Below are 12,347 nucleotides of genomic sequence, written 5' to 3' on the forward strand. Positions count from 1 at the left end.
TATTCTGATTAAAGGTTTTCGTATAACAATGGAGAAGATAGGAGTAAGCAGATGAAGAAATTTATGTACGTATTATTGGCTTGCGTTTTTGTTGTTTCAAGCTTTAGTGCATGTGGAAACAGTAAAAATAAGTATTATGAAAAAAGTAATATAGTGATGGACACTGCAGTGACTTTAAGTGCTTTTGGTCCAAATGCAAAAGAAGCAGTTGATGAAAGTTTTAAAAGGTTAGATGAAATTGAAAAAATGGCGAGTACAACTATAGAAACAAGTGATATTTATAAAATAAATAATTTTTCGGGGAAAGCCTATGTAAAAGTTCATCCTGAAATATTAAAGATGGTAAAAGCTTCTGTACAATATTCTAAATTAAGCAATGGTGCTTTTGATATTACTACAGGTCCTATAATTAATTTGTGGGGAATAGGCACTGATAATGAAAGACTGCCTTCAGTGGAAGAAATTAAAGCAAAGCTTCCATTAGTAGGATATGAAAGAATTAGCATAAACGAAGCAGAAAGTAGCATTATGCTTAAAGATGCAGGTATGTCAATCGACTTAGGAGGAGTTGCTAAGGGCTTTGCTACTGATGAAGTTTTGAAAATTTATAAAAAATATAATATTGAAAATGGATTAATTAATTTAGGGACAAGTTCTTTATATGCTGTTGGTAAAAATAAAGAAAATAAAGATTGGTCAGTAGGAATCAAGCACCCAAGAAGTGAAGATTCTAATGCATTTCTAGGCGTAGTTAAAATATCAAATGAAGCATTATCAACATCTGGAGATTATGAAAGATATTTTATAAAAGACAATAAAAGATATCATCACATTATGGATCCTAAAACTGGATATCCAGTGGATAATGGAGTTGTAAGTGATACAATAGTAATAAATGGTGATATTGAAGATAATGGAATGATAGCTGATATATTAACAACAACAGTATTTTCATTAGGAGCAGAAAAAGGAATTGAATTATTAGATTCTATGCCACAAGTGTCAGGTGAAATTACCACATCAGAGAATAAAATATATACTTCACAAAATTTTAAGGAAAGAATAACTGACTTAAATAAAGATTTTAAATATGCAAACTAGATATAATTAAATCAAAAACCAAGCATTTGAATTTTTCTTTTGTAAAATATTCAAATGCTTATAATTTTTTAAAATTAAATATTGTAAATTATAATTTATAAATTTTTTTGCCTTTAAATTATAAAGAAGAATTGTATGTCTCCTCATAATATATTAACTTATAATGAGTATGTAGAGATGTTTAAAATAAATGTTGTTAATTTAGTGGATATGTGGATTATAATAATACACCAGTTGATTTGTAGTTGACTTTACCTATGTCACGAATCTTAAGGAATCTGAATTCAATACACAATCTTTTGCTTAAATCCATATAATTAATTTCTTTTTTAGTAAGAAATAGTATGAAAAGTGAAAGGTATTTTTCTAAATATTTTGAGGCAACGCCATGATATTTTTTAAGCCATTTTTCTATAATGATCTGGAATGACCATATTAACTTATCACTCTGAACTTCTTTTATACGCTTTTTATTATGTGCTTTTGCAACTAAAGAAATATAACGGTCACCATATGGAACTATATAAGTTTCCTTTTCAATTAGATAATAAATTTTTTGATTAAAGCTAGGTAAATGCCAATGACATCTTGAAATTGGCTTCACTATTATAGAGTCATCGTAATCTTTTGCAGCTACAACCCAAATATTATGACGCACTGAAGGAATAATATTTCTGCAGCCTTTAAAATTTTCAAGTATTAATTTTTTTGCAATATGGACATCGCCACTTAATTTTGCGGGAATACTATCAAAAGTTAGTCCGTGTAAAACTTTGTGTCTCCAATAAAAAGCTGTAACTAAGCTTATTTCCAATTTCTCAGCACAAAATCTTAAGGATTTTCTTTCAAGTACATATTCCACGAATTTAGTCCATTTAATGGGGTCCTTTTTTGAGTAGCTCCATAGAGAATTCGATGCAGAAGAGAAGGTTTTATCGCATTCTTTGCATTTATATCTTTGAATTCCTTTGAATGAACCGTATTTTATGTAATGTTTCGAGCTGCAAGTAGGACATTTTTCAATATTTCTATTTAAATAGATAGTACTTTTTATCAAATTATTAATATTAGAATTTAATAAATTAAAATTGCTATCAGTTTTTATCAAGTAAAACACCTCAATTCACTACTAAAATATAAATTAAATATTCAAATCCTCTTAATAATTGCCTAAATATTAAGTTTCTAAACATTACCAACATTTATTTTAAACATTTGAACATATAACTTTTTATTGAGTATAGAGTAGTTATACATAGTGAATAAGGCATTACTATTAGTACAATTGGAATAATAAAATAAATATATTTAGAACTAGATATAATTAAAAATACAAGAGTTGACATTTTTAATTAACAGAATACACTTAAAGTAGGACAATAAATTATTAAATAAATAATTTATTGGTAGAAAATTGGTGCCATTATAATTTAAAGTATTTAAGGGTGTGGGGAAAAAAGAATATTGAGATGCGAGGTTGGTAATTATGAAAAGAGTTCTTATTGTTGATGATGCAGCTTTTATGAGACAAATGCTTAAGAAAACGCTTGAAAAGAACGGATTTGAGGTGATTGGGGAAGCTGAGAATGGTTTAAAAGCAGTTGAAATGTATAAAAAATTAAAGCCAGATATTGTTACTATGGATATAACAATGCCTGAATCAGATGGAGTTGAAGCTTTAAGTGAAATAATGAAGTATGATTCTAATGCTAAAGTTGTTATGATGAGTGCAATGGGGCAAGCACCCAAAATTAAAGAAGCGGTTCTGCTGGGGGCAAAAGGATTTATAATTAAGCCTTTTAAAGAGGAGCCTTTTATAAAAATTATAAGTAGACTTTAAAAAATTGCTTTTATGAGGAGAAAATATTAATTATCTCCTCATAAAGGCTTTGTTAAAATTTTGAAAAATGATTTCTGTAATATATAATTTAACTATAACTATAACTATAACTATAACTATAACTATAACTATAACTATAACTATAGATCTTACCCTAAAGTTATTTATTTATGTATAAGTTATTGAAGTAAGATAACCTAGATAAATGCTGTACTATAAAATTTGAAGCTATACCTATAAAAATACCTGTTCCTAATCCTGCAATGGATAATATAGGAAGATATAACATGACACCTATGTTTTGGACTATAAGAGATGCCACTATTAATTGACCAACATTATGGAAAAAAGCTCCAGCAGCGCTCACTCCAATTATACTTACTTTATCCTTAAAAATTTCTTTGACAAAAATCATAACAAAATAGCTAAAAATTGCTCCGACAGCACTGTACATAAATGTTGAGAGGTTGCCACCGAATATTGTTGATAATAAAAGTCTGAGTATTATAATTAAGAAAGCATCTCTTTTGCTATTTAAGGTATATAAAGCTATAACTGTGATTAAATTTGTTAGGCCAAGTTTTGCTCCAGGAGCAATAAATGGAACTGGAATCATACTTTCTACTGTATAAAGAACTAAAGCTTGCGCTACCAAAACGCCTATAAAGACTATACGAAAAGTTTTGCTCATGTCATAACACCTCTAATCATCTGATGCAATATCAGTACTTTTAATTTCAACCATCATTTTGTGCGGAAGGCATACTATAATTTTGCCTGGATCAGTGATAAAACCAGATTTTTCACAGATTTTATCTTTGCAGTCTGCATCTACTACCTTAATAGATTGATCTTTAATCTCAAGGGTATTATAGCCATAGGCCGTTTTTATATCGATTGTTTCATCTCCTCTATGTTCTGATAGAGGGATTTTTTTAATAAGTTTACCATCAACAGTTATTTCTGCATAAGTTCCATTATAATTTTTTCCAAGCATTACTCCTAAAATTAGTTCAGGAATAAAGGATAAACATATTAAAAAAGCTATTATAATTATATCCCATTTCTTAAACATATTTGTCATCCTTTAATTTAAATTCTGCTTTGTTGTTTGATTAATCCTTTTCTGTACGCTGACAATAGTAATTTTAATTCATCTATTTGTTGATTTAAGGCAATACCTATATCTGTATCACCAACGGTCTTTCTTTCTACTACTTGCTCAAGTACAAGGTAGGAAGATAATATATCGGTTTCTTCTTTAATAGCCTTTTCTGTAGATTCAAAGGGTTGATGTGATACTAATTGAAGTCCAAAAGAATTATAAATTAAAGTGTATCCAGCAAGTCCTGTTTTTGGCTGATAAGCTCTCGAAAATCCCCCATCAATAACTAACAACCTTCCGTTAGCTTTTATTGGACTTTCACCATTCTTTTCCTCAACTGGAACATGACCATTAATTATATGTGACTCTTGAGAATTAAGTCCAAATTCTTTTAGAATATTATTACACACTTCTTCATTATTTCTAAAATTAAAATAAGGATCTTTTTTCTCATAATGTGTTTCTTTTTCTTCAACAAAATATTGCTCAAATACAGTCATTCTATCTTTTCCAAACAATGGAGAAGAAGCACCACACCATAAATACCACATAAGATCTGCTTTATTTTCCTCAGAATCCATATCATCTTTAGAAAAATAGGCTTCTCGAGCAAGCATATCCAAATTATCTAAGAGATCTTTTCCTTTATATTCATGTTCACCTATTTTAACAGTTCTAAAAGTTCCATCTTCATTTAGTGGTATGCATCCATGATAGAGAAGATTAGAATTAAAAGTTGTGTATAAACTCCCATTTGAAAATAAAAACCTAACATGCTTATTATATTTTTCACTATTCATAAAATAAGATTTTAGTTTTTCAATTAATTCTCTTTCCTCTGGAGTAAGCTTGTACGGATTTTGCGGATCTATAGTTGGAAAATTGGAATCTTTTAATTTATAAGTTTTCTCATATAATTCAATTGTTGCATCAACATAATTAATACTATTTAGCACTAAGCGATGCTCCATATTAAATTCAGGATGTCTTGAAATTATTTCACCTTCTAATTTAAACAATATCACTGCTATAGCCTTATGCATCTTAGCAATTAACTGAATTTCATTAACACTATATTTTTTATCATAATCAATTCGTGGCAAAAAGATGTTGCAAGGGTCGTCATTGTATAAATCCATAGAAAAGGTTGCTAAGGGTAATAAGTTTATGCCATAACCATTTTCTAATGTGTCTAAATTTGCATATTTTAAGGAATTTTTAATAACATTAGCAACACAAGCTTCTGAACCACAAGCTGCTCCCATCCATAAGATATCGTGATTTCCCCATTGAATATCTACTGAATGATAATTTACTAAAGTATCCATTATAATATCAGCACCGGGCCCTCTATCAAATATGTCTCCAAGGATATGAAGCCTGTCGATAACTAATTGCTGTATTAGTTTTGATATTGCAACTATAAATTCTTTAGCTCTGTCAATATCAATGATGGTTGTGATAATTTGCTCATAATATTCTGTTTTATCAATTTCTCTAGGCTGTTCGTGGAGCAATTCTTCAATAATGTATGCAAAATCTTTTGGAAGAGCTTTTCTAACTTTAGAACGCGTATATTTAGAAGACACATATCTAGATAACTCAATTAACCTGTGAAGAGTAATTTTATACCAATCATCTACATTTTCTTCTTGTTTTGAGATTAATTCAAGTTTTTGTTCAGGATAATAAATTAAAGTTGCTAAGCTTTTTTTTTCACTTTGTCTTAATCTATTACCAAATACATCTTCAATTTTTCTTTTAATAACCCCAGAAGCATTTTTTAAAACATGTATGAAAGGTTCATATTCTCCATGAATATCTGTAAGAAAATGTTCTGTACCCTTAGGTAAATTTAAAATTGCTTGAAGGTTTATGATTTCCGTTGATGCCTCGTTAATTGTTGGATATTGCTTTGAAAGTAATTTTAGGTAATTTAAATTGTTACCTATTTCATCATTTGATAATTCGTTTTTAAGCATAAAGTCTCTTTCCCTTCATTAAAAAATAAAACATATTTTAAGAATACTATAATAATTATAACACATAGAATAATCAGTTAAATGGGTAATATAATTTTCTAAATTAATAGAAAATTAAAAGATATAGATTGAAATTTTACTCTAAGTAAGATAAAATAATATCGGGAACACGTGTGCACAATGATCGATTTTTTTAAAAAAAGGAGAGTAATAGAATTATGAAAATGGACATAAGATATTCAAATCATCCAGAGGACTCAAAACATTATGATACTGAAACATTAAGAAGACATTATTTAGTAGAAAAGGTTTTTGTGGAAGATGAAGTAAACTTAGTATATAGCCACAATGATAGAATTATATTTGGAGGAGTTACTCCAGTAAAGGAGACATTAAAACTTGGTGCTTCAAAGGAATTAGGTACAGATTACTTCCTTGAGAGAAGAGAGCTTGGAGTTATTAATGTCGGTGGAGAAGGAACAATTAAGGTAGATGGAGTAGAATATAATTTGAAATTTAGAGATGGATTATATGTTGGACAGGGAGTTAAAGATATAGAATTCACATCAGTAGATGGAAAGAATCCAGCAAAGTTCTACATTAATTCTGCACCAGCGCTTAAATCATATCCTACAGTAAAAATTGACTTAGAAAAGGCTAATAAAATTAAATGCGGCGATGAAATCAATATGAATAAGAGAACAATCAATCAATATGTTCATCCAGCGGTTTGTGATAGCTGTCAATTAGTAATGGGATTAACAATTTTAGAACCAGGAAGTGGATGGAATACAATGCCATGTCACACTCATGAAAGACGTATGGAAGTATATCTTTACCTTGAAGTTCCAGAAGAGCAAGTTGTATTCCACTTAATGGGACAAGGCCAAGAAACAAGACATATTGTAATGAAAAATGAGCAAGCTGTAATTTCACCAAGTTGGTCAATTCATTCAGGCATAGGAACTCAAAATTATTCATTTATTTGGGGAATGTGTGGAGAAAATAAAACCTTTGATGATATGGATCATATAAAAATTGAAGATTTAAAATAAAATTAAGTTAAGTTGCTAGCATGTAATACAAAAATATTACATGCTGTTTTTTTATGAAATTTTTTAGAATTTTTAGAATAATATAGAGAGGTATGGCGAAAAACGTTGAAAGGAAATATCATGAATGGTAAAATATTAGTATATATATAATGATTAGTTACATTTATTCACATAAGTTGAATATTTAAGAGGTATAGATTATGAGGATTACTTTTAGAATAAAATTATTTTTATTTTGTGTATTTATTATTTTATTAACAGCAATTCCAATTGCTACGATTACTTATAATGATATATATAATTCATTGAAAGGGGAGATGTTATTACATAGTAAGGAACAAATATTACAAATTGATAATTCTATCAACGGAATTGCAAATCAGTTAAAAGCAAATACAGTATTTCTAGCAAATTCAAATGAAGCTAGAAAGGCTGATCAATCTATATCAGCACTATTTAACATACCTAATGTTGAAAATAACAAAAAGTATTCAAAACAGCTTCCTGGTATGGAAGGCTCTATATATAATGAATTGGAAAGTTATGGGGAGTCGCATCCTGAAACTACATATGTGTATATAGGCACAAAATGGGGAGGATATATCCAGTGGCCAGATGGGTTAGGTGCGGGTAATTTTGATCCGAGAAAAAGGCCATGGTATGCTCCAGCTGTAGAAAATCCAGACAAAGTGATAACTTCAGATCCTTACGTTTCTGCAATTGATAATAGTAATAATATAATAATAAGTTTTTCAAGTGCTATAAAGAATGAAGCTAACGAAGTAATTGGAGTAGCTGGAATTGATGTGAGTTTAAATAAATTATCAGAAATTGTTAGAAGTATAAAAGTTGGAAAGGATGGTTACATTTTTATTTGTACTAAGGATGGTACTATGCTGGCGCATCCAAATTCTAATTTGAATTTCAAAAAATTATCTGAATATGATAGTAAACTAGTAAGCTCGAAAGATGGTTCGGAATTATCTATTAAGGATTCAGATAAGATTATAAATGCTGAAAATGATAATTTTGAAACTGTTATTGATGGAAAAGAAGTTTTTGTAAATATATATACTTCACCTAATACAGGGTGGAAGATGGTTTCAGTTGTACAAAAAAGTGAACTTACAGATAGAGCAGAAGAACTTCAAAATTTAGTAATTATAATTACATTATGTGTGTTAGTATTAGGGATAATTTTAACATATTTTATTACAAAAGTATTAACTAAACCGATAAAAGATTTAGCACCTATAATGGAAACGGCTGGAAATGGAGACTTGGCGGTAAGAGCTAATATTAATACTAAGGACGAATTTGGAGTATTGGGAAATTCATTTAATCTAATGATTTCCAAACTAAGTTCAAATTACGATGAATTATCAGCAGTGTATGAAGAATTGATGGCAACAGAAGAAGAATTAAGAGCACAATATGATGAACTGCAATTTAATGAAGAAGCCTTAAGAAGTAGTGAGGAGAGATATAGAATTGCTTTAGAATCAGCTAATGATTCTATTTGGCAGTGGAATATGATTACAGGGGAATTTTTTGTTTCTGATAAGTTAATAGATATTATAGGATATAAACCTGATCCAGAAATGAATGTTCCAAAGATGTTTATGGAAATGGTTCATCCAGATGATTATGTCCAAGCTAAGGAAGATTTATATAACCATATAAATAATTTAACACCTGTTTTTAATTCTGAATATAGAATTAAAACAAAAGATGGCTCGTATGTATGGGTATATTCTAAAGGGAAAGTCTCAAGGGATACAGAAGGAAAGGCTATAAAACTTTCGGGATCAATTTCAGATATTTCTGAGCGTAGAAAAGCTGAAGATAAGATTAAATTCTTAGCATATTATGATACACTCACAGGTCTTACTAATAAAGTTTTATTTATGGAAAAACTAGATGAACAGTTGGAAAGAATAAAAAGTAGTGAGGCTGAAGGTGCAGTAATATTTGTTGATTTAGATGACTTCAAAAAAATAAATGATGTAATGGGACATAAATTTGGAGATGAATTACTTATTGCATTATCTGAACAATTTAAGAAATTAGTAGAGAAAAAGGATACGATATGTAGACAAGGTGGAGATGAGTTTTTTATACTTAATCCTTCAATAAAAGAAAATGAAATAGAAGCATATGTAAATAAATTATTGAATTTATTTAATCAAGGATTTAGGGTACAAGATAAGCAGATATCAATTACAGGTAGTATTGGAGTAGCATTGTATCCTAAGGATGGAACTGATTCAGATACTATTATGAAGAATGCTGATTCAGCTATGTATAAAGCAAAGGAATTGGGAAAAAATAGATATGCATTATATGATCCTGAAATTTATTTAAAATTACAAAGAAAGACTGCAATTGAAAGAATTTTAAGGAATGCAATTGAAAATAACGAATTTAGTATAAATTATCAACCACAATATGATGCAATGAAGAACGAAATTTTTGGATTCGAAGCTTTACTTAGATTAAATAGTAAGGAATTAGGTTTTATATCACCAGCTGAATTCATTCCTATAGCAGAAGAAAGTGGATACATAACACAAATAGGATTATGGGTTATTAAAGAATCATGCTTGCAAAGTGTTAAGTGGCTTAGAGGTGGCTATAAGTTTAAGAGTATAAGCATTAACATTTCATCAGTTGATTTACAACAGCCAGATTTCATAGAAAAGGTTACAGATATAATTAAAGAAACAGGTATTGATACAGATATTGTAGAATTTGAAATTACTGAAACAGTTTTAATGCAATCCCTTGATTTGAGCATAAATGCTTTAAATCATTTGAAAAGTATGGGAATACGAATTGCCCTAGATGATTTTGGAACAGGATATTCTTCCCTTAATTATTTGAGAAAAATTCCAATAAATACATTAAAGATTGACAAATCTTTTATAGATAATATTGCTTCCAATGAAAAAGAGGAATCAATAATTAACAATATAATACAAATGGCTCACACTATGGATTTAAAGGTTGTTGCTGAAGGTGTGGAAATAGCAGATCAGTTATCAATACTTAAAGAAAAAGAATGTGACTATATTCAAGGATATTACTTCAGCAAACCACTTCCTGCACCAGAAGTTGAAAAGCTATTTGAACAAGGTTAATTAAATAAAATAATAAGCAAAGGCCTTAATAATTAAGGCCTTTGCTATATTTACTATCATTGTTAACTATGATAACAAAAGCTCTAGGATAGTCTTGCAAATACTTTACGTTAAATTTGACTCCAGATTTAGGATAATAATAGCTATTGAATGACTTTTCATTGACTATATTGAAATCTGAGGAAAGACAATAAGTTGGAATCTCAAGATTTTCATTTGTATTAATAATGATATCATACCGTAATACTTGTTCATTATTATAGTAATTAGATGTTTGAAGAGTATCTACAATAACTCCTTGTCCTTTTTCTCCATAATTATTAATAAGAGAGTTCATTATAAAGTGTCCTATGAAAACATTGACAAAAGAAAGCGTGAAAAAGATGAACATAAAGCCTATTATTTGAAGTCTAAATTTTAATGGTAAAATAAGCAGTGCAATTATACATAAAGCAATTATCAGTAAAAGACTAAGAAGTGGATGAGTTCTTAATGTAATAAGAAGAATAATTAGATATTCCATTAGTATTACCTCCATCATATCATAATATAATTTTTATTCTTAATTATGTATGGATGATCTGCAAGGTATAAAGAATGATATATAATATCATTATAATATATTGTATTGCTAATAATATTAAAGGATAATTAAGGTAATATTAAAAGTATGTAAATTATAGATATATTAGATAATAACCAAAGCAATGAGAAGTTAGTTATATATTGACAGGATTATAATTTAAGAGTAGCATAAAAATGAAAAAATCACATGGAAATTATTATCAATGCCCTTATATATTGCATTGAATAATTAATAAAGTAAAGATTATAAGTTAAGGAAAGGATTTTTGATATGACAAAAATAGATATAATATCAGGCTTTTTAGGAGCAGGGAAAACAACTTTAATAAAAAAATTAATAGAAGAAGCATTTAAAGGTGAAAAGCTTATGCTTATTGAAAATGAATTTGGTGAAATAGGAATTGATGGTGGATTTTTAAACAATTCTGGAGTGGAAATCACTGAAATGAATTCAGGGTGCATATGTTGTTCTTTAGTAGGTGATTTTGGAGTAGCCCTTAAGGAAGCTCTAGATAAATATTCACCTGAACGTATAATAATTGAACCATCAGGAGTTGGAAAATTATCAGATGTAATAAAAGCTGTAGAAAGTATAAAGGATGAAGCGCCTATAAAGCTTAATAGTTTTACAGCTGTAGTTGATGCAATAAAATGTAAGATGTATATGGATAACTTTGGTGAATTCTTCAATAATCAAGTTGAAAATGCTAATACAATAGTTTTAAGCCGTACTCAAAAGCTTACACAGGAAAAATTAGAATTATGTGTAGCTCAAATACGAGAACATAATAAGGATGCAGCCGTTATAACTACAAATTGGGATGAAATTGATGGTAAGCAGATTCTTGCTGCAATGGAGCGAGAAAATTCACTTGAAAAAGAATTATTAAAGGAAGCAGAGGAACATCATCACCATCATGAGGAAGATTGTAGTTGTCAAGAACATGAGCACCACCACCATGATGATAAATGTGATTGTCAAGAACATGAGCATCACCACCACGATGAAAAATGTGATTGTCACGATCATGAACATCATCATCATGATGAAGAATGTGATTGTCAAGAACATGAGCATCACCACCACGATGAAAAATGTGATTGTCAAGAACAAGAACATCACCACCACGATGAAAAATGTGATTGTCATGATCAAGAACATCATCACCATGATGAAGAATGTGATTGTCATAATCATGAACATCATCACCATGATGAAAATTGTGGGTGCCATGAGCATCACCATCATCATGCAGATGAAGTATTTACTAGCTGGGGAATCGAAACTCCTAAAAAATATTCTAAAATTGAATTAGACGAAATATTAAAAGTTTTAGCTGAATCTTCAGAATATGGAATTATTTTAAGAGCAAAAGGAATAATCCCTTGTACTGAAGGAGGATGGATTAATTTTGATTTAGTACCAGGTGAATACGAAATACGAGAAGGCGTATCTGATTATACAGGAAGATTATGCGTAATAGGTACAAATATAAATAAAACAAAAATGCAAGAATTATTTCATATTTAAATCATATT

10 protein-coding genes are annotated in these 12,347 nt (G+C 29.1%); 5 read left to right on the forward strand and 5 right to left on the reverse strand.

The genetic code is table 11. The features are described 5' to 3' along the window. Nucleotides 1-51 precede the first annotated feature (51 nt). Entirely contained in the window at nt 52-1,101 is a 1,050-nt protein-coding gene (locus tag CSPA_RS11770) for an FAD:protein FMN transferase (protein WP_015392495.1), read from the forward strand. Nucleotides 1,102-1,318: 217 nt separating this feature from the next. Here the strand turns inward: CSPA_RS11770 and CSPA_RS11775 are convergent, their stop codons facing one another. Continuing rightward, nucleotides 1,319-2,158 (reverse strand): IS1/IS1595 family N-terminal zinc-binding domain-containing protein, encoded by an 840-nt coding sequence (locus CSPA_RS11775; protein ID WP_158399833.1) that lies wholly within the window; start codon nt 2,156-2,158, stop codon nt 1,319-1,321. Between the two features lie 429 nt (nt 2,159-2,587). Between CSPA_RS11775 and CSPA_RS11780 the strand changes: the two genes are divergently transcribed. Next, on the forward strand, nt 2,588-2,941 hold the full coding sequence (locus CSPA_RS11780; protein ID WP_015392497.1) for a response regulator: 354 nt from the start codon (nt 2,588-2,590) through the stop codon (nt 2,939-2,941). 160 nt (nt 2,942-3,101) lie between these two features. Here the strand turns inward: CSPA_RS11780 and CSPA_RS11785 are convergent, their stop codons facing one another. Genes CSPA_RS11785 through CSPA_RS11795 form a run of 3 tightly spaced genes read right to left on the reverse strand, consistent with a single transcriptional unit; the run spans nt 3,102 to nt 6,028 of the window. Next, a complete protein-coding gene (locus CSPA_RS11785; protein ID WP_015392498.1) occupies nt 3,102-3,632 on the reverse strand; it encodes a Gx transporter family protein in 531 nt (176 codons plus the stop codon). Between the two features lie 12 nt (nt 3,633-3,644). Beyond that, the gene (locus tag CSPA_RS11790) at nt 3,645-4,016 is read right to left on the reverse strand and encodes a NusG domain II-containing protein (RefSeq protein WP_015392499.1); all 372 of its coding nucleotides are present in this window, start codon (nt 4,014-4,016) and stop codon (nt 3,645-3,647) included. Nucleotides 4,017-4,033: 17 nt separating this feature from the next. After that, nucleotides 4,034-6,028, reverse strand: a complete 1,995-nt coding sequence (locus CSPA_RS11795; RefSeq protein WP_015392500.1) for a fructose-bisphosphatase class III — start codon at nt 6,026-6,028, stop codon at nt 4,034-4,036. A gap of 218 nt (nt 6,029-6,246) precedes the next feature. Between CSPA_RS11795 and kduI the strand changes: the two genes are divergently transcribed. Together kduI and CSPA_RS11805 are read left to right on the forward strand one after the other, a co-directional pair. Further along, nucleotides 6,247-7,083 carry a 5-dehydro-4-deoxy-D-glucuronate isomerase gene (gene kduI / locus CSPA_RS11800; protein WP_015392501.1) on the forward strand — a complete coding sequence of 279 codons (837 nt, stop codon included), beginning with the start codon at nt 6,247-6,249 and terminating at the stop codon, nt 7,081-7,083. Between the two features lie 200 nt (nt 7,084-7,283). Further along, nucleotides 7,284-10,223, forward strand: coding sequence for a bifunctional diguanylate cyclase/phosphodiesterase (locus tag CSPA_RS11805; protein WP_015392502.1), 2,940 nt, complete (start codon nt 7,284-7,286; stop codon nt 10,221-10,223). Nucleotides 10,224-10,248: 25 nt separating this feature from the next. Here CSPA_RS11805 and CSPA_RS11810 read toward each other — a convergent pair whose 3' ends face one another. After that, nucleotides 10,249-10,746 carry a hypothetical protein gene (locus tag CSPA_RS11810; RefSeq protein WP_015392503.1) on the reverse strand — a complete coding sequence of 166 codons (498 nt, stop codon included), beginning with the start codon at nt 10,744-10,746 and terminating at the stop codon, nt 10,249-10,251. Between the two features lie 333 nt (nt 10,747-11,079). Between CSPA_RS11810 and CSPA_RS11815 the strand changes: the two genes are divergently transcribed. Beyond that, nucleotides 11,080-12,339, forward strand: a complete 1,260-nt coding sequence (locus CSPA_RS11815) for a CobW family GTP-binding protein (protein WP_015392504.1) — start codon at nt 11,080-11,082, stop codon at nt 12,337-12,339. The last annotated feature ends 8 nt before the right edge of the window (nt 12,340-12,347 follow it).

Source organism: Clostridium saccharoperbutylacetonicum N1-4(HMT), assembly GCF_000340885.1.
GTDB lineage: Bacteria > Bacillota > Clostridia > Clostridiales > Clostridiaceae > Clostridium > Clostridium saccharoperbutylacetonicum.

Bases quoted from the DNA above. Each gene is read 5' to 3' on its own strand.
- CSPA_RS11795 (WP_015392500.1), bottom strand. From the start codon at position 6,028: ATGCTTAAAAACGAATTATCAAATGATGAAATAGGTAACAATTTAAAT.
- kduI (WP_015392501.1), top strand. From the start codon at position 6,247: ATGAAAATGGACATAAGATATTCAAATCATCCAGAGGACTCAAAACAT.
- CSPA_RS11780 (WP_015392497.1), top strand. From the start codon at position 2,588: ATGAAAAGAGTTCTTATTGTTGATGATGCAGCTTTTATGAGACAAATG.
- CSPA_RS11790 (WP_015392499.1), bottom strand. From the start codon at position 4,016: ATGTTTAAGAAATGGGATATAATTATAATAGCTTTTTTAATATGTTTA.
- CSPA_RS11785 (WP_015392498.1), bottom strand. From the start codon at position 3,632: ATGAGCAAAACTTTTCGTATAGTCTTTATAGGCGTTTTGGTAGCGCAA.
- CSPA_RS11770 (WP_015392495.1), top strand. From the start codon at position 52: ATGAAGAAATTTATGTACGTATTATTGGCTTGCGTTTTTGTTGTTTCA.
- CSPA_RS11810 (WP_015392503.1), bottom strand. From the start codon at position 10,746: ATGGAATATCTAATTATTCTTCTTATTACATTAAGAACTCATCCACTT.
- CSPA_RS11815 (WP_015392504.1), top strand. From the start codon at position 11,080: ATGACAAAAATAGATATAATATCAGGCTTTTTAGGAGCAGGGAAAACA.
- CSPA_RS11805 (WP_015392502.1), top strand. From the start codon at position 7,284: ATGAGGATTACTTTTAGAATAAAATTATTTTTATTTTGTGTATTTATT.